Raw genomic sequence first — 19,849 nt, forward strand, 5'->3', positions numbered from 1 at the left:
CGCCGGACCTGGCGGTCTCCTCCGGCATCGGCGGGCCGATGCCGGAGTAGCGGACGACGACCTTCGCGTTCCCGACGCGCACCACGACCGTCGAGCCGGTGGACGGCGAGTACTGCGCGAGCGCCTCGTCCCCGAGTCCCGTCACCGCCTGCGGGGTCACGTCGGACCATTTCGGCCGGAAGGACCTCATGGCCGCGGCGACGGGTGACCGTCCGACTTCCGGCCCCACCAGCGGGCGGACGGGGGTGCCCCCGGACAGGGTGAGACCCACCGTCAGCATGCGGCGCGAGACGCCGTCGGCGCCCGACGACCACTCGCACTCCCCCTTGTGACCGTCGCTCATCGTCCGCGGTTCGGTCACCAGGCGGCCGACGGTGGCGGGCGAGACCCCGCAGCCCGCCGGGACCGCCTCGATGGTCCGCCCCGCCGGGACCCGGTCGGGGCCGGCGGGCGGAGCGGGCAGGGTGTCGAGACTTCCGGGCGACGGCATCACCACCACCAGCACGATGCTGATCACGAACGCGACGAAGAACGCGAACACGACGGCGTCGTCGTCCCCGGTTCCGGGGCGCCGCCGTGGTCCGGGGCCGGTCATGAGCGCAACGACCTTTCCACCGCGACGGCGACCGTGTAGGCGCTGTCGATCAACGGGCGTCCGCTCAGTTTCGCGTCGTGGTCGGCCCCTTCATAGGCCACCTCGATCAGGACGTTGCGTTTCTGGAAGACCACCAACCCCACGTCACCTCTCGATCCCGTTCGGCTGTTGGTCACCGCGAACGCCCGGTCGCCGGGCCCGGCCAGCGGTGTGAAGTCGGTGAACTCCGCGATTCCGGGGACCTTGCCCTCGCGCAGGTCGCGATGAATGCCCTGGTATTGGCGCGTGGCCGTGGAGACGCCCATGCCCGGCAGCCGTTCCTCCCCGATGGCGAGTGACACCGTGAGCGTGCGCGACCGGCCCTCGTTCGAGTACTGGGACGTCCTTGCGTTCCACGTGCACGAGTCACCGGACATCCCCGCTTGGAACGTCCTGGAGAGCAGGGTGGAGCCTCCTCGCCGCCGGTACGCGTCCCGGGCGACCTTGTCGACGGTGGCGACCGGAACCGTGTCACAGGGTTTGGGGACCTCGCTCAGCGGCGGCGTGCCCTGGCCCACCACGGTGGCCAGCACGGGGTTCGCCGCAGTTCCCAGGCTCTTCGCCGTTTCCGCCGCCGCGGCGAAGGCGCCGTCCATCGCCGTCTTCTCCGAGATCGTCTTGCGCTGGTCTCCCGCGTCGTCCCATCCCCGGTAGCGGATCCTCGCGACGGCGTTGCCCTCCCGGAAGGTCACGACCGCGCCCTCGGTGTCGGAGTCCGCCGCGTAGCGGGCGGTGGCCTCCTCACCCAGTCCCTCCACGAGCTTGGGCGCCGTCTCATTCGGCCTGGCCCTGCCCAGCTGCTCCATCGCCTCGCTGATCGGCGACTGCATGCGGCCCTCCGCCAGAGTGATGGAGATGTCGAGGACGCGCTCGTTCGCGAAGTCGCCCATGCACCAGTCGCATTTGACCTTCCCGTCGTCCAGCGAGTACCACTTGCAGCTTCCGGCGCCGCCGCGCCGGAACATGCCGCCTCTCTCGGCGTCGCGGTCCGCCCCGGGCGCGAGCCTGGCGGCGGTGGCGTCCGACACCCCGCAGTTGCGGGGAAGCTTCTCGATGATCCGGCCGGCGGGCACGTGGTCGGCGGTCGCGGGCGCCGTCAGCAGGGGTCCGTCGGCGATCCCGCCGGTAGCGGTGTCGCGCGCGGCGGCCACGGCGACCGTGCCGCCGAGGACGAGGGCGAGCGCTCCGGCCACGGCCGCGACCTGCCACCTGCGGTCGGTCCGGAGGCGAAGCCCTATGCCGCCGGGTTCGGGCCCCACGCCGCCGGGTTCGGGCCCCGCGCCGTCGGGTTCGGAATCGGGCACGCGGACTCCAGCGAGGTCGGGGGATGTCGATCTTCTTGGACTCCACCGCCGGAGGAAGAGTTCTCCAATGGCCGGTTCCGGCCCCCACCCCGCAGCCCTGCTACACCACCGGCCTTGCTACACCACCGGCCTTGCTACACCGGCGATGCCCCGCCGTCCAGCAAAAGGCGGAACAGCACAGGGCCGTTCCACCACCGGGTCACCGTGGCTGCCACAGCTCGACGCTGACTCCGTTCGGCGTGTCCACCGTGGCCAGCCGCGCGTCCCCGTGCAGCGGTGTGGTGGCGGCGAAGGGGCGGCACCGGACGCGGCCGCCGGCGCCTTCGGCCCTGGCCACGGCGGTGTCGAGGTCACGGGTGAGCACGGACCATCCGGTATGGCCGAGCCCGCGCGCGGGAAGCTGGACCGCCCGCCGGTCGACCCCGCCGGGGTTGTCCGCCACCTGGACGAGCTCGATGCGCGCGGTACCGCCGTCCGCGCCGACGACGAAGGCGAGCCGCGTCCGCGTGCCCGGCGGCAGATCGGCCATCGCCTCGAATCCCGGCGAGCCGAAGGTGACGTCGTACCAGACGGACATTCCCAGCCCGCCGGGTCCCCAGAAGTCGAGTTCGGCCTCGAAGCGGGGGACGTGGGCGACGACCGATGTCAGCTCCGTGTAGTGCCGCGACGGGTCGGCGTCCCACGCCGTGGTGTTGCGGGCGCTCGCCGGCTGGACGAACACGATGTCGGTTCCGTCCGGTGCGAAGCAGAAGCCCTCCGTGACCGACACGATCTTGTCGCCCAGCGGCACCTCGAATGTCGACGGCCGCCCCCACGGGTAGCCCGCCGCGCTCAGCCGCTCGTGCGAGGCCCGGAGGTCCTTGGTGTAGATGTTGAGCCCGGCGAGGCCGATGTCCAGCGTGTGGGGATGCTCCGCCTGCGCCACCGGGTCGTCGACCTTCACCAGGTGGAGGCGGCCGGTCGGGGCTCCTGCGGCGGCCAGCCGCATGGTCTCGACGTCGCGCCCGCCGGTCTCGGCTCCCCAGAGGCGGTCCGCGTCCGCTGCCCGGACGACGCCTTCGGCCGCGACCTCGAAGCCCAGTTCACCGCAGAAGAGGTCCAGGTGGGGACCGAAGTCGGTGACGCCGATCACCGCGGCGGTGACGCCGCTGACGAGCGGGGCGGGGTCCGTGCTCACGTGGCCTCTTTCCTCGGATCAGGCCTCATCGCCGGCGGCTCGCGGCCACGCCGGCCGACCGCACCGACCATCTCCTGTTTCAATATGCGGAATGCTGTTCCGAAATTTAGGAGGATGTCCGGACCTTGTCAACGTCCAGCGACGTGCCACGCGACGCCTCACCCTGGCGACCCTGCTTTCAACCGGATGGTTGACGAAGGACCGGTTCACGGTCTACCTTCTTTTTCAACCAAACGGTTGAACGCAAGTGAACGACCACGCCTGGAAGGATGCTCATCGATGGCTCTGCCTGACCGTCCGGCCGAGCGGCACCGGCAGGTTGCCGGGCTGTTCACCGACCGGGTCCGCGGTACCCGGTCCTGGGACGCGCCGTCCCCGGTGGCCGACTGGACCGCCCGCGACGTCGTGCGTCACCTGACCGAGTGGTTCCCCGGGTTCCTGGCGTCCGGTTCGGACGTCCACCTGCCCAGCGGACCGCCCGTGGACGACGATCCGGTCGCCGCGTGGCAGGTCCACTGCGACGGCGTGCAGGCGGTCCTGGACGATCCGGAGAGCGCCGGCCGCAAGTTCACCAACCCGCACACCGGCACCCTGCCGCTGGAGACCGCGATCGACCGGTTCTACACCGCCGACGTGTTCATGCACACCTGGGACCTGTCCAGGGCCACCGGCCAGGACGACCGCCTGGACCCCGGCTTCTGCGCCGAACTCCTCGGCGGGATGGAGGCGATGGAGGAGGTCATCCGCTCCTCCGGCCAGTACGGCCCCCGGGTCGAGGTGCCCGCCGGCGCGGACGTCCAGACCAGACTGCTGGGCTTCATCGGCCGCGACCCGTCCTGGCCGGGCCGCTGAGCGGCTCGCCGTCCCCGGTTCTCGCCGTCCCCGGTTCTCCCCATCACCTTAGTTCTCGTCCGCGACCACCCCGAGGTAGGTGCCGTACACCTCGGCGGGGCCGCCGGGCAGTTCGGCCGTCCCGAGCAGGACGGACCGCTCGGCGGGAGGCTCGCCCGGCGGGACCACGTCGAAGCGGACGTCGATCGGACGCGACGTCTGCGGATCCGTGATCTCCACTCGGACGACGACCGTCTCGCCGTCGGCCTCGATCCCGGTCACGCGGTGCCGGGACGTCAGTTGCTGCGTCGAGTGCTCGCCGGGCAGCCGCAGCCGGATGGGAGCGCACAGCTCCCCCGGCCGCGGCGGCACGCACAGGCTCATGCCCATCACGCGTCCCTAGATGTTCTCGCCGAGCTTCTCGGCGCGCCCGGAGATGTCGGCGTCCCCGGTGACCTGCGCCGGGTGCGTGTGGGCGAAGCTCGTCATCCGGGCCCACGCGTCCAGGTCGCGCTGGCTCGCCTGGCGCCCCACGTGCGTGACGACGTCGACGTCCGTCGCCTGCGAGCGCAGGTGCCCGGCACGCGCGTTCTCCTTCGGGACGTGCGCGAACGGATCGAACGAGTACGCCGCCATCGCGTTCTCATGGGTGATCTTGTTGATCAGCGCGTCGTCGAGGTGGCCGAGGGTCTCGATGACGTCCTCGGGCGCGAACGGCCAGTTGCTGTCGGAGTGCGGGTAGTCCGACTCCCAGCAGACCATGTCGGTGTCGAACCAGTCGAGGACCTGGGGGCCGACCTTGTCGGCGATGAAGCACGTGTGGATGTGCTTTCTGAACACGTCCGACGGGCCGTCGTAGCCGGGCGGGAAGGTCGCCTTCGTCCAGCCCGAGTGGCGGTTCTGCACGTGCTCGGCGCGCCAGAGGAAGTACGGGATCCAGCCGATGTCGCCCTCGGTCAGCGAGAACCTCAGGTCGGGGAAGTCCCCCCAGAACTCCGCCCACATCAGTTCCAGCAGCGTGTACGCGCTCATGATCGAGGACCCCGTCATGGCGACGCTCGCCGGGGCGTCGCTGGAGAACATCGGCGCCCGCGAGGACGACCCGATGTGAGTGCACAGCACGGTCTTGCATTCGCTGGCCGCCTCGAACAGCGGGTACCAGTACTTGGTGTGGATGCTGGGCATGTCCAGCGCCTCGGGGTTCTCCGAGAACGTGACCGCGTGGCATCCCTTGGCCGCCAGGCGGCGGATCTCCTTCGCGGCCTCGTGCACGTCGAACAGCGGGAGGATCCCGCAGGGGATGAACCGGCCGGGGTACGCGCCGCACCACTCGTCGACGTGCCAGTCGTTGTACGCCTTGATCATCACCAGGTTGGTCTCGCGGTCCGGGCCCTGGTTGAGGACCTGGCCGGAGAACCCGGTCCAGTTCGGGAAGTTCAGCCCGGCGAGCTGGCCGCCCGCGTTCATGTCCCGGACCCGCTCGTCGACGTTGAAGCAGCCCGGACGCATCTCGTCGTAGCTGCTGGCGTCGATGTTGTACATCTCGCGCGGCTTCCCCGCGACCGCGTTCAGCCCCATGTTGCGGCCGCGCAGATCACCGTAGTACCACTGCTGGACGCCGTCCGGTTCGATGATGACGCGCGGCGCCCGGTCGCGGTACCTGCCGGGGACGTGGGCGTCGAACATGTCGGCGGGCTCGGCGATGTGGTCGTCGACGCTGATGAGGATCAAGTCGTCCTTGTGCATGGGGGAACCCTTCGCTCGGTCTTCCGGGTCAGGCGGGGACGAAGTAGGGGAGCCGGAGGTCGCCGCCGGTCCGCCGGAACGACACGTGGACGGGCAGGTCGGCGCGCAGGTCGTCCGGCTCGGCGTCGATGATGTTGGTCAGCATCTGGTAGCCCTCGTCGAGGGTCACGATGGCGGCGGCGTAGGGCGGTTCGAACGCGGGCGTGACCGGGCGGTGGACGACGGTCCAGCTGTAGAGGACCCCGCGCCCGGCGCTCGCCTCCCAGACCTGGCCGCGGGCCAGGCATCCGCGGCAGTGCTCGCTGGGCGGGAACGTGATGGAGCGGCACTGCTCGCAGCGCTGGAACAGCAGCTCTCCGCGCGCGCACGCGTCCCAGAAGGGCCGGGTCACCTCGCTCGGCACGGCGTGCGGAAGGTCGCCGGTCTGGGCTCGCAGCAGGGGTGTCATGGCAGGTCGTCTCCCAACAGGATCACGCCGTTGAACAGGGCGCCGGCTCCGCCGGTGGTGCACAGGGCGACATGGGCGTCCGGGATTTGGAGGGGCCCGGCGTCGCCGCGCACCTGCTGGACGCCGCGGATCACGCGCTGCATCATCTGGGGGTTCGCGCCCGCGTGGCTGAACGACATCAGGCCGCCGTCGGTGGTGATCGGGTGGCTGCCGGTCAGCTCGATGTGGCCGTCCTCGACGAACGGCCCGCCCTCCCCCTCGGGGCAGAACCGCATCGCCTCCAGCTGGCGGATGATCTCGAACGAGAAGGGGTCGTAGAGCTCCAGGACGTCCACGTCGCCGCGTTCGAGTCCGGCCTGCCGGAACGCGAGGTCGGCGGCACGGCGGCCGGCCTGCCCGTTGGACGGCGCGTCCCGCCGCCGGCCGCGCAGGTCCCAGCTCGGCGGGTACTGGTAGGACGGGCCGAAGAAGTCGACCCCGGCGCCGAGCACGTGGACCGGGTCGCGGCGCAGGGACCCGGCGCGCTCGGCCGTGGTGACGACCGCCGCGCAGCCGCCCTCGGACGTCATGGCGCAGTCGAGGAGGTGGAAGGGCTCGGCGATGGGACGGGAGGCGGTGATGTCCTCGGGCTTGAAGGGGCCCCGGCCGTGGTAGACGGCCTCCGGGTTGCGGTCCCCGTTGTTGCGGATCGTGGCCGCGACCCGCGACATCTGGTCCCGTGTCGTCCCGTAGACCTCCATGTGGCGGCGGGCGATGAGCGCGAACTCGGCGGCGGTGAACATGCCCCAGGGGGCGACGAACTCGTTCTCCGGGCGGGTCCACGGCGCGGTCGCCGCGCGGTCGGTGTAGCTGCCGGCCTGCCCGGAGACCAGCACGACGACGTCGGCGTAGCCCTTCTCGACGGCGGCGGCGGCCTCGGCGAACATGCCGGCCCCGAAGTCCTGGCCCTGCCAGGCGGGCCCGACGCCGAGGTCGTAGATCAGGGACGTGCTGTCGGCCATGGAGCTGATTCCGTCGACGTCGGACAGCTCCAGCCCCGCGTCGTCCAGCGCGCCGAGGGTCGCCTTGACGATGAGGCTGCGGGAGGTCTCCCCTTCCAGGCGGCGCGCTTGGCGTGTGTTGTGCACCCCGGCGATGACGGCCCGGCGGTTCGATGCCCTCACTCGGTACTCCTAGAGGTCGAGCCATGTGCTGTAGATCACTAACGGCTGTGCACTATTAGACTTAGCGATTTCTCGCCTGTCAAGGGGGCATCCGCCTCCCGATCGACTCGCGGGAAGCCGGCGTTCCGGTGTGGCGAAACGCCTCTTAACCGGCGACAGTCGCCGCTGGATCCGGCGAAACGAGCGTGCGCCGCGGGTGCGAGGCCCTCCGGAGGGCTAGCGCTCTGGCAGCCGCTGTGTGACCATCATGAAGGACTATTAGTTTAAGAGAGCTGGTGTGACGAGCCATGGAGTGCGCATGACCATCCGCCTGATCCTGGACATGGCCTCGCAGGCAGGGGCCGACCGCACCGCGCTGGTGCCCGGCGGCGGCGAGCCGACGACCTTCGGCGGCCTCTCCGGACTGGCCGACGCGGGAAGCGCGCTGCTGGGCCGCCGGGGCGGCCGCACGCTGGCGTTCATCGGCGTCAACTCCCCCGCGGTTCCCGCGCTGCTGTTCGCCGCGGCCGGCGCCGGAGTCCCGTTCGCCCCGCTCAACTACCGCCTGTCCGGCGCGGCGCTGCGCGAGCTGATCGCCCGCCTCGACGCGCCCGTCCTCGTCACCGACCCGTCCCATCGCATCGAACCGCCCGGCAACGTCGTCGCGTCGATGACCACTTCGGAATGGTTCGACCTCCTCGCGTCCCCGGACGCCCTGGAGACGTCCGAGGGGGAGCCCGCGGAGGCGTCCGCGGAGGTGTCCGAGGAGAGCCCCGCGATCCTGCTGTTCACCAGCGGTACGACGTCGGCGCCGAAATGCGCCGTCCTGCGGCACTCGAACCTGCTCTCGTACGTCCTCGGAACCGTCGAGTTCGGCTCGGCGGCGGAGGACGAGTGCGCCCTGCTCAGCGTCCCGCCGTACCACATCGCCGGGATCGGGGCCGTGCTCACCAACGTCTACTCCGGCCGCAGGGTCGCCTACCTGACCGACTTCACGCCGGAGGGGTGGCTCGACGTGGTCCGGAGCCGGGAGGTGAGCCACGCGATGGTGGTGCCGACGATGCTGGCCCGCATCGTCGAGCACCTCGGGGACCGCCCGGCGGACTGCCCGAGCCTCGCGACGCTCGCCTACGGCGGAGCCCGGATGCCGCTGCCGGTGCTCACGCGGGCGCTGGAGGCGTTCCCCGCGACCGGTTTCGTCAACGCTTACGGCCTCACCGAGACCAGCTCGACGATCGCGGTCCTCGGACCCGGCGACCACCGCGACGCGATGGCGTCGGGGCGGCCGCACCGCCTCGCCTCCGTCGGCCGCGTCGTCCCGGGGATCGAGGCGGAGATCCGTGCCGAGGACGGCCGTGCGGTGCCCGGCGGCACGGTCGGCGAGCTGTGGGTCCGGGGGCCGCAGGTCTCCGGCGAGTACACCGGGCTCGGTTCGGTCCTGGACGCCGGCGGCTGGTTCCCGACCCGCGACCTCGCGCGCCTCGACGAGGAGGGCTACCTGTACGTGGAGGGACGCGCGGACGACACGATCATCCGCGGCGGCGAGAACATCGCTCCGGCCGAGATCGAGGACGTCCTGCTCTCCCATGACTCCGTCCGTGAGGTCGCCGTCGTCGGAATGGCCGACCCCCACTGGGGCGAACGTCTGGTGGCCGTCGTGGTCCCCGACGGACGGGCCGGGCCCGCCGGCGACGACCTCGCTACCGAGCTGCGCGCCTTCGTCCGCTCCAGCCTGCGCGGTTCCCGGACGCCCGACGAGGTGGTCTTCAGGGACGAGCTGCCCTACACCCAGACGGGCAAGCTCCTGCGCCGTGAGATCGTCGCGGGACTCCGCTCCCCCACGCACGCCTGATCGAGAAACACCACGGATACTGGATCCGGATAGGAGAAAGCGTTGAGCGACACCATCATCAAGCCTGGGACGCGCCTGCACAGCCAGGTGTGCGGCACAGGCGTCATCGTCGTCCGGCCCGGTTCAGCGGCCCTGGATCTGCGCTGCGGCGGAGTCCCCATGTCCCCGTCGGCCGACCGCGCGACCGTAGGGGAACCGCAGAGCCCGTTCGACGGAGGCTCGCTGCTGGGCAAGCGCTACACCCATCCCGACGACGACTCTTTCGAGGTGCTGGTGACCAGCCCCGGGGCGGGCGCGCTGTCGGACGGCGAAACGCTGCTCGTGGTCAAGGAGGCCAAGCCGCTCCCCGCGAGCGACTGACCCGCCCTCGACGAGCCGGACCAGAGGTCAGTCTTCCTTGGCCTCTGGCCGTACCCTTCGCCGCACGGACGTCTTCGGGTGGTCGGCGTGCCGCTCGTAGGCGTCCCCGACGTTCCACTCGATCTCGTCACGGAGCTGCCGGACGTTGGCCATCTCGGCGTACAGCGAGCGCAGAGTGTAGGTCGACACCTGCCCCGGATACTTCGACCTCATCTCCTCCAGCAGCCCGAGTTCCCGGCTCCTGGCGTGCGCCCACATCAGCTCGTCGATCGACTTCTGGACGCTCTCCAGGTAGCGGTCGATGGCGTCCAGGACCACTTCCGGCGCGGTGTCCCCGGCGAGCCAGATCTTGAGCATCAGCGGATGCTTGATCATCACCGGCTCGTCGCCCGGCAGGGCCTCGGCCCACGCGCTCAGCGCCCGCTCTCCCCGGGGGGTCGACTCGTAGACCGTCATCTTGCGCTTGCCGACATGGATGGTGCGCTCGGCGGCCATCTCGTGCTGGATCAGGCGCGCCAGCTCCCGCCGGATGTGGCTGACGGCCGGGGCCCAGTAGAAGTGGCCGACCGTGTACTGGGAGCGCACCTTGATCTCGCCCGCGGTGAGCGACTCGTCGTTGACGACGAGCATGCCGAGGACGAGGTACGCCGTCGTCGGCAGATCCGGGTAGCCGGCGCCGGAGTCGGCGGAGTCGTCCCGCCCGCCCTGCTCGCCCGTCCCCCGCGATGCATCGAGTCCCACGTCGTCGTTGACTCCCACGCCGTCATTCCCACCGATCGCCGTCATCCTGGAAGCGATCGTAGCCCTCGCGCGGACGCCGCCGTGCCCGTCGGCGGACCCGCGTCACAGGCCCGCCGTCACAGGCCCGCTGTCACAGGCCCGCGGGCCTGGAGCCGATGACCCCGTTCTCCTCCAGCTCCTCGATCTCGTCCTGGCCGAGGCCGACCTCCGCCAAGACCTCGTGGTTGTGCTGCCCGTAGAGCGGAGCCCCATCCCTTACCCACCCGGAGGTCACGGTCCGGGACCCGAAGGGCAGCCCCGTCGAGAGGAACTCGCCCGCCACCGGATGCCGGACGTTCTCCCAGAACCCGCGAGCGCGCAACTGCTCGTCGGTCAGCAGGTCGCTCGGCGGCGTCACCCGGGCGGACGGGACGCCCGCGGCACGGAGCGCCGCGACGGCCGTCTCGATGTCCACACCCGCCGCCCACGTCCCGATGGCCTCGTCGACCTGCGCGGCGCGGGCCCGGCGGCCGGACCGGGTCGCGAGGTCACGGTCGTCCGCGAGGTCGGGGCGGCCGATGGCGGCGGCGAGCGCTGGCCACTGCGCGTCGTCCGTCACGGCGACCGCCGCCCACTCGTCGGCGCCGGCCGTCCGGTACACGCCCTGGGGCGAGGCGCCCGGCCCGCGGTTGCCGTCGCGGCGCAGGGTGACGCCGCGGACGGCGTGCTCCAGCAGCGCCTCGGCCGCCACGTTGAGCGCGGCCTCGACCATGGTGCCCTCGACGTGCACACCCCGGCCGGTGACGTCGCGGTTCTCCAGGGCGATCACCGCCGCGAAGGCCGCGTGGAGGCCGGCGACGGGGTCGCAGACGCCGCGGGGGATGATCGGCGGCCCGTCCGGGTGGCCCGTCATCCAGGCCATGCCGCTCGCCTGCTCCATCGTCTGGGCGAACCCGACCCTGTCCCGCCAGGGGCCGTCGAGCCCGAAGGCGGGCATCCGCACCATGCAGGCCCGGGGGTTGGCCGCCGACACGTCCGGCCACTCCAGCCCGAAGTTGGCCATCACGCGCGGCGAGAAGTTCTCGACGACCATGTCGCTCCCCTCGATGATCTTCAGGGCGGCGTCCCGCGCCCGCGGATCGCTCAGTTCCAGGCTGAGCCCGCGCTTGTCGTTGTTGCTGGCGAGGAACACCGACCCCCATTCCCACCACTGGTCGACGCTCGGCGGCCGTCCACCGGAGAACCGCATGCCGTCCGGACGCCGCAGGCCCTCGATCTTGACCACGTCGGCACCGAACGCCGCCAGCAGCTGGGTGGCGGTGGGACCGGCCCAGAAGGCGGTGAAGTCGGCGACCCGCACCCCGTGGAGCGGCCGCTGGTCCGCCGGCGCATCCGGCCGTGCTGGATGCTGCCGTTCCGGACGTTCGCGCGCCGGCCAGCGCACCTCGCCGGTGTCCCGGCCGAGTTCCGGCACCGTTCCGGGCGGGACCGCCTCGAACGCGCCGGTCCGGTACGGGACCCGCGGCTGGAGATGGCCGAGCGCGTTCTTCACGAAGACGCCGCGCTCCCGGAACTGGTCGATCTCGGTCAGCGTCTCCGGCGTCCCGATCGGGGCGACCGGGATCCGCAGCGCGGCGGCCAGCTCCACGATCTCCGCGGTGGTCCGGGTGGCGGCCCAGCCGTGCACCATCTCCAGGAACTCGTCGCGCCGCCGTGACCGGCCCGCGAACGAGGCCAGGTCGGCGTCGTCGAGCAGGTCCGCGCGGTCGATGAGGACGAGGAAGTCCGCGAACTGCTGCGCGGTGATCGTGCAGAAGCCGACGAGGCCGTCGGCGGTGGGCACGATCGACGGCATCTCCAGGCTCCGGCCCGGCGGCGGGGCGTCCTCGCCGAGGACGCCGGCGGCGACCGCGCCGAGACCGCCCATGGTGACGATCATGGCCTCGTAGATCGAGACGTCGAAGACGTCGCCCCGGCCGGTCCGCCTGAGCCGGCGGATTCCGGCGGCGGCGGCGAAGGCGGCGTACGCGCCCGCCACCCACTCGCCGGTCCTGCCTCCGGCCTGCAAGGGCTCCTCGCCGGGCCAGCCGCGGCTCCCGGTCGACCCGCACAGCGCCTGGAGGATGAACTCGTTGGCCTGGACTCCCTGGTCGACGTAGGGGCCTTCGGTGCCGAACGGGGTGATGCTGATGACGACGGTCTCGTCGTCCGGCGGCAGGAGGGACCGCACCCGCGCCAGATCCCAGCCTCCCGTCCCGTCGACGATCACGATGTCCGCGCCCCGGACGAGATCGTGGGCGGCGGGCGATTCCGCGCCGTCCGAGACGACCGAACGCTTTCCGGCGGCAAGGAACTGGAACAGGGGCGCGTGCTCGCCCGGACCGAGGACGAGATCCCCCGACGCGCTCCAGGAGCGCAGCGGGTCACCTTGCGGGGGCTCCAGCTTCACTACCTGCGCACCCGCATCGACGAGCATCTTGCCGCAGTACGCGCCCGGGATGTTCCCGGTGCACTCCAGGACGCGGACATCAGCGAGCGGGAGAGGGCTGTCCATCTGTTCCTCACAACGTCGACGTGGTCTGAACGTGGTCTGAATGAATGTGGTCTGAATAGATCTGGTCCGGATCGGTGCCGGGTCGTTTGGTGGATTCCGGTCGCCGGCGCCACCCGCGGGCGCCGGCGACCGGGCTTCTCAGTCGACCTGGACGGCCGCCTTGGGGCCGGTGGCGGGAACGGGTCCGTCGTCGCGGTCGGCGAGCATCGAATCGCGGTAGCGCGACGCCCCGACGGCGAGCAGGAACCCGATGACGGAGGCGACGATGGCCGCGACGGCGAGGGTCTCCAGCCCCTGCTCGCTCAGGAAGGCCAGCTCGCCCACCTCGATCTCGCCCCGCGCCAGGAAGACCCCGGAGAAGGACGCGGCGACGCCCTGGAACGTCGTCCGCACCACGGCCTGCATGCCGACGGCGGCGCTGGTCTCTTCCGGCGGGACGCATTCGGCGATGAGGGTCGGCAGGGCGCCGTAGCAGAACGTGACGGCGATCGAGCTGATGATCGTGAAGGCGATGAAGCCGCCGAGCGACGTGTGGAGGGACATGACGGACCAGAAGGCCCCCACGGCGACCACGGACCCGATCATGATCGTCCGGGCGGCGCCGTAGCGGCGGGAGATCCGGCCGGGCAGCGGGGAGATGGCGAACCCGACGAGCGCGCCGAGGCCGCCCACCAGCCCGGTCATCGTCGCGGTCAGTCCCAGCCCGACCGGCAGCTCGATGGGGGCGCCGCCCGGCACGGGGATCTCCGTCGGGGTGCGCAGGACGGCCGTCGGCATGACCTGGCTGAGCCCGAAGACCCCGAAGGCGATGATCACCGTGGCGAGCATCCCGATCGCGAACTTGGGATTGACGAACCGCCGGACCTCCATCATCGGGTGCTCGACGCGCAGCTCCCAGACCGTCCACACGGCGAGCAGGAGAAGCCCGACGCCCAGGAAGCCCAGCGTCCGGGAGTCGCCCCACGTCCATTCGCTCGACTTGGTGACGCCGTAGAGCGTCGTCCCGATGGCGACCGAGAACAGCGCGGCCCCCAGGTAGTCGACCTTCCCGGGGTCCGCGTCCGCGGCCTTGGAGTTGGGGATGACGGCGCGGATCCCGAGCATCGCGAGCGCGGCCAGGATCACCGCGGTCCAGAAGATGAAGCGCCAGTTGAAGTGGTCCAGGATGAAGCCGGACACGAGCATGCCCGACGCTCCGGCGATGAGCGCCGACGCGCTGACGACGGCGATCCCGGTGGTGACCTTCTCCTTCGGCAGGATCTCGCGTGCCAGCCCGATCACCAGGGGCAGCACCGCGCCGGACACCCCTTGCAGGCCCCGGCCGACGATGAGGACCTCCAGGTTGGGGGCGATCGCGCTGAGCGCGGAGCCCGCCGCCGAGATCAGCAGCACGATGTTGAGCACCCGCGCGCGGCCGAACTGGTCGCCCAGGCGGCCGCACACCCCCGTCGCGGCCGCCGCCACCAGCATGTACGCGGTCACGATCCAGGTGAGCTTGTTGATGTCGGACCCGAAGAAGGGCAGTTGGGCGTAGAGGAGCTGGACGGACATCGTCGTCTCGAACGCCGACACCGTCTCGGCGAGCACGAGCACCGCGATCAGGAGGAGGGCGGATCTGGAGGATCTCGTTCCGGGCATGGCCGTACCGACTTTCCGATGTGGTGGGGGTGGAGTCGGGCGTGGGCTAGGTCACAAATTGTCTGTGACTAATAGAACGATGCTTGAATGGTTCCGTCAAGAGCTGAACCCGAAAGTTCCTGCAAGACTGCGTGTCACCAGCGACCTGGTTGGGAACTTTAGACTTAGGCCAGACTCGAACGATCGGGACCGGCGTCAGCGGTAGCGGCCGGCGATGCGGCGGCGGTGGGAGGCGGGTGAGCCGAACAGCGAGCGGTTGAGGGCGGCGCGCTTCAGGTAGACGTGGACGCCGCTCTCCCACGTGTAGCCCATGCCTCCGTGCAGCTGCATCGCCTTGCCGGTGACGTCGACCGCGACGGCGCTGGTGTAGGCCTTGGCCATGGACGCCGCCACCCCGGCGCCGGGGTCGCCGGCGGACAGCGCCCGCACGGCCGCGTCCACGAGGCGCCGCGCCACGGAGATGTGGACGAGCATGTCGGCGCAGGCGTGCTTGACGGCCTGGAAGGACCCGATGGGGCGGTCGAACTGGTGGCGCACGCCGGCGTAGGCGACTGTGGCGTCCAGCATGGCCTCGCTCAGTCCGAGGCTGTCGCACGCGATGGCGAGAGCGACCCGGTCGGCCAGATGTCGGAGGGCTTCACCCGGGTCGCCGCCGAACCGCAAGACCGCCCCCTCCACGACCGCCGCGCCGTCCGCGGTGACCTCGCCGAAGCGGCGGGTCTCGTCGAGAACGGGCTGGGCGGTCAGGCCAAGCCCGGAGGCATCGGGTGCGGCATCGACGAGGACGGGCGTGCCGTGAGGATCGAGCGCGGGAAGCAACAGCCGTCCCGCCTCCGGAGCATCGGGCACGAACGCCGCACGGCCGCGCAGGAGCGGACCGTCGGGCGACCGCTCGATCCGGAAACCGCAGGCGTCGCCCTCCTCGCCCGCCAGCGCGAGGACGGGGAGGACGCCGCCCGACGCGGTCTCGCGGAGCAGCCGGTCCCGGCCCGCGCCCGGTTCCAGCAGGTTGAGCGCCCCGACCGCGAGGACGGCCCCCAGGTACGGGGTCCTCGCCGTGGCGCGCCCCATCTCCTCGATGACGATGGCGGTCTCGGCGAAGGTGGCGTCCGCGCCGTCCAGCGCTTCCGGCACCTCCAGACCGAACCATCCGGCCTCGGCGATGCGGCCGGTGTCGGTGCGGCCGGTGTCGAGGCCCGGCCTGCCGAGCAGGTCGCGGGCGGCCGCCCGGAGTTCGTCGTGGACGCCGGAAAGGTCGGCGGTCATCGGGTCGCCCTCGGTTCGCGGGGCAGTCCGAGGCCGCGCTCGCCGATGATGGTGCGCTGGATCTCGCTCGTCCCGCCCGGGATCGTCCATTCCCACGAGCCGATGAAGTCCAGCGCCCAGGCGCCCGACTCCCACCCGCTGGACAGGGGTTTGCGCAGCTCGGTGTGCGCGGCCAGGCCGGCGATCTGCGTGCCGAAGTCGGTCATGCGCTGCAGCAGCTCGCTGTAGTACAGTTTCACGATCGAGGCGTCGGCCGGGCCCGCGGTGCCGGCGTCGTGGCGTTCCACGAGATCGCGGCAGAGGGCGCGCAGGCCGGTGACCTCGGTCTCCAGCCCGGCCAGCCGGTCGCGCACCAGCGGGTCGTCGAGGGGACGTTCGCCGCCGGGGTCCGGCCGCGCGCACGCCTCCAGCAGCCACCGGAAGCCGGCGTTGCCGAGCCGCTCGGCCAGTTCCAGCATCGTCATGCCGCGCTCCGCGCCCAGAGTCTCCTGCGCCACCCGCCACCCGTCGTTCACCGGCCCGACCAGATGCGCGGCCGGGACGGCGACGTCGTCCAGGAAGACCTCGCAGAAGTGCGCCTCGCCGGTCGCCTGGCGGATGGGGCGGACGTCGATGCCGGGTGTGCTCATGTCCAGCAGGAAGTAGGAGATGCCGCGCCGTTTGGGTGCGTGCGGGTCGGTGCGGGCCAGCAGCAGGCACCAGTCGGCGTGCGCGGCGCCGCTGGCCCACACCTTCTGCCCGTTGACCACGTAGGCGCCGCCCTCTTCCCGGGCGGTCGTCCTGAGCGCGGCCAGGTCGGATCCGGCCTCGGGCTCGGAGAAGCCCTGCGCCCAGATCTCGCCGTCCAGGATCGCCGGGAGGTGGCGCCGGCGCTGCTCCTCGGTGCCGGCCGCCAGCAGGGTGGCGGCGGCGTGGTGGATCCCGACGAAGGCCAGCACCAGCCGCGGAGCGTCGTGGGCGGCGAGTTCCTGGTAAAGGACGATCTGCTCCGCGACCGGCATCCCGCCGCCCCACTCCGCCGGCCAGTGCGGGACGGCGAACCCGGCGCGGCGCAACTCCTGGAACCACGCCTTCTGGAAGGAGACGAACTCCTCTTCCGGTACGCCCGTCTGCGCCTGCCGCCATCCGGCGGGCACGTGCTCGCGGCACCAGTCGCGTACGGTGGCGCGGAACTCGGCCAGCTCCGCAACCGATACGTCGCGCAGGTCAGGTGCGTCGGGCAGGTCCGGTGCGTCGGGCACGTCAGCCCGCCTTGCGCCGGAGGGCCAGCAGCCGTTCGCGGTGCTCGCGGGTCCGCATGGTGACGGATTCGGCGGCGAAACCGGCCTGCATCGCTCCGCTCAACGCCTCCGACAGGTGCATGTTGACCACCCGCTTGGTCCCCCGCAGCGCCTCGGCCGGCTGGGCGGCCAGCCGCCCGGCCAGCCGCCGGGCCTCCGGCAGCAGCTCGTCCGGGGAGGTGAGCCTTGAGGCCAGTCCCAGCTCGACCGCCATGGGGGCGCGGATGCGGTCGCCGGTGAACAGGAACTCGCGGGAGCGCAGGATCGGGGTCAGCAGCGGCCAGAACGCGGCGCCGCCGTCGCCCGCCACCAGGCCCACCGACACGTGCGGGTCGGCGAGATGCGCGGTCTCCGACATCAGGACGACGTCGCACAGCACCGCCAGGCTGCAGCCCAGCCCCACGGCGGCGCCGTTGACGGCCGCGAGCACCGGGAGCGGGAAGCGCAGCATCTCCTCGATGATCTGCGCGCCCTCGCGCAGGCTCTCCTCCCGGGCGGCCTCGTCGTCCAGGAACGTGACGATCCAGTCCAGGTCGCCTCCGGCGCTGAACGCCCGGCCCGCGCCGGTCAGGATCACGACCTTCGCCTCGCGGTCGGCGGCCAGCTGCCGCCAGACGTTGGCCAGTGCCCAGTGCAGGGGCTTGTTGACCGCGTTGAGTTCCTCGGGCCGGTTGATGACGACCGTCCGTACCGGTCCGTCGTGCTGGACGGTCAGCTCGCCGGGAAGATCGTAGAGTTCACCGGCGTCCTCGCGCTGCCCGGTCATAGGGCCACCCGTTCCGGTGCGCCGCCGAACAGCCCGGTCAGGCCGCGCCGTCCGAGCCGGTGCGCCAGGCGGTCCGCCGTCGCCGACGGGCCCAGGGGCAGCCGCCGCAGCGGCTGGCTGTGGCGCGACAGCCACGACAGGAACGCCTCGTCGCAGAAACCGATGGCGCCGTGAAGCTGGTGCGCGACACGGAACACGACCTCGGCCGCCTCCACGGCGGCGAGGCGCAGCGCGAGCGCGTCGTCCGTCGCCTCCTCGCACCCCGTCTGGATGCTCCACAGCGCGTACTTGGCCAGCACCTCGACGCCGCTGCGCTCGACCTCGGCCTCGGTGAGCTGGAACTGCACGCCCTGGAACCGGGCGAGCGCCTGCCCGAACTGCTCCCGGACCCGCACGTGCTCCCGGGTGAGGTCGATGGCCCGGTCGAGCATGCCGAGAAGCGTCCAGCACGGCAGGACGAGCCCGAGCGCCACGTCCTCGGCGCCGTCGCCGTCGGCGGGCCGCAGATCGAGCCCGGTGACGAACATCGACGTGCGCGGCGGCGAATCCGGCGGGCGGGCCACGGCGGTGCTGCGGCGGCCGTCCAGCGTCACCGCATCCCAGCACAGGTCCAGCTCCGCGACCGGCCCGGAGGGGTGGGCGTCGGCGACCACCACCAGCCCGCCGGCGGCACGGGCGGCGGCGCGGGCGGCGGGACGGGCGAGCCGCTCGGCGACGGGGTAGGGGACGGCCCGGTAGCCGGCGGCACGGCACAGCGCCGCCGCCGCCTCCAGTTCCTCGGCGTCGCCGCGCGGGTCGAGGTCTTCCGCGCCCAGCTCGGCCAGGACCGGCGCGACCAGGCCGGCCCTGCTCGCGGGGTCGCGCTCGGCCGCCTGGACGAGTTCGTCCCCGCCTGCGGCCTCGAACGCCCGGAGGGCCTGCCGCCCGTACTCCGTCGCCTCCTCGCTCAGGTCGAGCTTCATGACGCCATCAGGGCTCGGGACAGCAGGATCTGCTGCATCTCGATGCTTCCCGACGCGACGGTGGAGGCCTGCGAGTAGCGCCAGTGGTCCTCGACTTCCGCGAGGAACCGGCGTCCCTCGCCGCCGGTCGGCCGCACGGCGGCGACGATCTCCATCAGCACCTCGGCGCTCTGCTGGTCGAGCCTGGTGACCGCGATCCGGTAGGCCGCCGCGTCGCCCGGCCGCACCGTCCCCTCGTCCTGCGTCGACACCACCTGGTAGGCGAGCAGCCGGGCCCGGCGGCAGTGCGCGAGCATCCGCGCCCACCGGCCCTTCAGCTCGGGCGGGAGGTCGTCCCATCCGCTGCCGAGCATCGACGGCGCGGCCTGGAGGAGGCGTTCGCACCGCGCGTAGCGGGCGATGCCGACGCGCTCGAACGAGAGCACCTCCTGCACCACCTCCCATCCCCGGTCAACGGTCCCGAGGACGTCGGTCTCGGTCACGCGCAGATCGTCGAAGAAGACCTCGTTGAGGTGGTGCGGACCCAGCATGGACGGGATGGGCCGGACCTCGATGGCCGGATCGGACATCGGCACCAGGAAGATCGTCAAGCCGTGCTGCTTCTTCTCCCCCGTGGAGGTGCGGGCGAGGAGGAAGCACCACTGGGCCATGGTGGCGTAGGAGGTCCAGATCTTCTGGCCGGAGATGCTCCAGCCGTCGCCGGAGCGGCGGGCGGCCGTGCGCAGCGAGGCCAGGTCCGACCCGGCGTCGGGTTCGCTGAAGCCCTGGCACCAGATCACCTCACCGCGGGCGATCGGCGGAAGGTGGCCGCGCCGCTGCTCGGGGGTGCCGTGCCGCATGATCGTCGGCCCGACCCAGTTGACCCCCATGTACTGGGCGCCGCGGGGCTCGTGGTGGGCCCACATCTCCTCGCGCACCACGGTCTGCTCCCAGACCGAGGCGCCCCGGCCGCCGTACTCCTCCGGCCAGGCCAGGCACAGCAGGCCCTGCTCGGCCAGCGACCGGCAGAAGCGCTGGGCGGTCTCCAGGTCGGCCGGGTCCTCGGTGAACGCCCCCAGGAAACCGGGCGGGACGTGCTCGGCCACCAGCCCGCGAAGCTCGCCGCGCAGGGCGGTGGCGGCCGCGCCCATCGTGAAGTCCATACCGCCGAGGCTATTTTAATCCTTGAA

At 71.8% G+C, this 19,849-nt stretch carries 18 protein-coding genes; 3 read left to right on the forward strand and 15 right to left on the reverse strand.

Annotated elements, in window-relative coordinates:
- The 3 genes from E1285_RS06815 to E1285_RS06825 all read right to left on the reverse strand — a co-directional run.
- A partial coding sequence (locus E1285_RS06815) for a hypothetical protein (protein ID WP_132149221.1) occupies positions 1-595 on the reverse strand: 595 nt, incomplete at its 3' end.
- Positions 592-1,938, reverse strand: a complete 1,347-nt coding sequence (locus E1285_RS06820) for a hypothetical protein (RefSeq protein ID WP_132149223.1) — start codon at positions 1,936-1,938, stop codon at positions 592-594. The genes E1285_RS06820 and E1285_RS06815, both read right to left, overlap by 4 nt.
- A 199-nt stretch (positions 1,939-2,137) precedes the next feature.
- The gene (locus E1285_RS06825) at positions 2,138-3,115 is read right to left on the reverse strand and encodes a hypothetical protein (RefSeq protein ID WP_132149225.1); all 978 of its coding nucleotides are present in this window, start codon (positions 3,113-3,115) and stop codon (positions 2,138-2,140) included.
- Between the two features lie 279 nt (positions 3,116-3,394).
- Between E1285_RS06825 and E1285_RS06830 the strand changes: the two genes are divergently transcribed.
- Positions 3,395-3,967, forward strand: a complete 573-nt coding sequence (locus tag E1285_RS06830; protein ID WP_132149227.1) for a TIGR03086 family metal-binding protein — start codon at positions 3,395-3,397, stop codon at positions 3,965-3,967.
- 48 nt (positions 3,968-4,015) lie between these two features.
- On the opposite strand, the gene E1285_RS06835 is transcribed toward E1285_RS06830, so the two are convergent.
- The 4 genes from E1285_RS06835 to E1285_RS06850 are packed head-to-tail and all read right to left on the reverse strand — an operon-like array spanning position 4,016 to position 7,303.
- On the reverse strand, positions 4,016-4,336 hold the full coding sequence (locus E1285_RS06835) for a hypothetical protein (RefSeq protein ID WP_132149229.1): 321 nt from the start codon (positions 4,334-4,336) through the stop codon (positions 4,016-4,018).
- Between the two features lie 9 nt (positions 4,337-4,345).
- Positions 4,346-5,692, reverse strand: coding sequence for an amidohydrolase family protein (locus E1285_RS06840; RefSeq protein ID WP_132149231.1), 1,347 nt, complete (start codon positions 5,690-5,692; stop codon positions 4,346-4,348).
- A 28-nt stretch (positions 5,693-5,720) separates the two neighbouring features.
- A complete protein-coding gene (locus E1285_RS06845; RefSeq protein ID WP_132149233.1) occupies positions 5,721-6,140 on the reverse strand; it encodes a Zn-ribbon domain-containing OB-fold protein in 420 nt (139 codons plus the stop codon).
- Positions 6,137-7,303: a thiolase family protein gene (locus tag E1285_RS06850; protein WP_132149235.1), complete on the reverse strand. Its 1,167-nt coding sequence runs from the start codon at positions 7,301-7,303 to the stop codon at positions 6,137-6,139. The genes E1285_RS06845 and E1285_RS06850 overlap by 4 nt, the downstream gene beginning before the upstream one ends.
- Before the next feature lie 298 nt (positions 7,304-7,601).
- Between E1285_RS06850 and E1285_RS06855 the strand changes: the two genes are divergently transcribed.
- Both E1285_RS06855 and E1285_RS06860 read left to right on the forward strand, forming a co-directional pair.
- The gene (locus tag E1285_RS06855; RefSeq protein ID WP_132149237.1) at positions 7,602-9,134 is read left to right on the forward strand and encodes a fatty acid--CoA ligase family protein; all 1,533 of its coding nucleotides are present in this window, start codon (positions 7,602-7,604) and stop codon (positions 9,132-9,134) included.
- 42 nt (positions 9,135-9,176) lie between these two features.
- A complete protein-coding gene (locus E1285_RS06860) occupies positions 9,177-9,494 on the forward strand; it encodes a hypothetical protein (RefSeq protein WP_207946449.1) in 318 nt (105 codons plus the stop codon).
- A 27-nt stretch (positions 9,495-9,521) separates the two neighbouring features.
- Here the strand turns inward: E1285_RS06860 and E1285_RS06865 are convergent, their stop codons facing one another.
- The 8 genes from E1285_RS06865 to E1285_RS06900 form a co-directional block, all read right to left on the reverse strand.
- The gene (locus tag E1285_RS06865) at positions 9,522-10,280 is read right to left on the reverse strand and encodes a MarR family transcriptional regulator (protein WP_132149239.1); all 759 of its coding nucleotides are present in this window, start codon (positions 10,278-10,280) and stop codon (positions 9,522-9,524) included.
- 85 nt (positions 10,281-10,365) lie between these two features.
- Positions 10,366-12,768, reverse strand: coding sequence for a CoA transferase (locus E1285_RS06870; RefSeq protein ID WP_132149241.1), 2,403 nt, complete (start codon positions 12,766-12,768; stop codon positions 10,366-10,368).
- A 138-nt stretch (positions 12,769-12,906) separates the two neighbouring features.
- On the reverse strand, positions 12,907-14,406 hold the full coding sequence (locus E1285_RS06875; RefSeq protein ID WP_132149243.1) for an MFS transporter: 1,500 nt from the start codon (positions 14,404-14,406) through the stop codon (positions 12,907-12,909).
- A gap of 195 nt (positions 14,407-14,601) precedes the next feature.
- Positions 14,602-15,672, reverse strand: coding sequence for an acyl-CoA dehydrogenase family protein (locus tag E1285_RS06880; RefSeq protein ID WP_132149245.1), 1,071 nt, complete (start codon positions 15,670-15,672; stop codon positions 14,602-14,604).
- Positions 15,669-16,913: an acyl-CoA dehydrogenase family protein gene (locus E1285_RS06885; RefSeq protein ID WP_207946450.1), complete on the reverse strand. Its 1,245-nt coding sequence runs from the start codon at positions 16,911-16,913 to the stop codon at positions 15,669-15,671. Before E1285_RS06885 ends, E1285_RS06880 begins: the two co-directional genes overlap by 4 nt.
- Position 16,914: 1 nt before the next feature.
- The gene (locus E1285_RS06890; RefSeq protein WP_132149247.1) at positions 16,915-17,718 is read right to left on the reverse strand and encodes an enoyl-CoA hydratase/isomerase family protein; all 804 of its coding nucleotides are present in this window, start codon (positions 17,716-17,718) and stop codon (positions 16,915-16,917) included.
- A complete protein-coding gene (locus E1285_RS06895; RefSeq protein WP_132149249.1) occupies positions 17,715-18,680 on the reverse strand; it encodes an acyl-CoA dehydrogenase family protein in 966 nt (321 codons plus the stop codon). The genes E1285_RS06890 and E1285_RS06895 overlap by 4 nt, the downstream gene beginning before the upstream one ends.
- On the reverse strand, positions 18,677-19,822 hold the full coding sequence (locus tag E1285_RS06900; RefSeq protein WP_132149251.1) for an acyl-CoA dehydrogenase family protein: 1,146 nt from the start codon (positions 19,820-19,822) through the stop codon (positions 18,677-18,679). Before E1285_RS06900 ends, E1285_RS06895 begins: the two co-directional genes overlap by 4 nt.
- Positions 19,823-19,849: the final 27 nt, after the last annotated feature.

This window comes from Actinomadura sp. 7K507, assembly GCF_004348425.1.
In the GTDB taxonomy this organism is placed as follows: Bacteria; Actinomycetota; Actinomycetes; order Streptosporangiales; family Streptosporangiaceae; genus Spirillospora.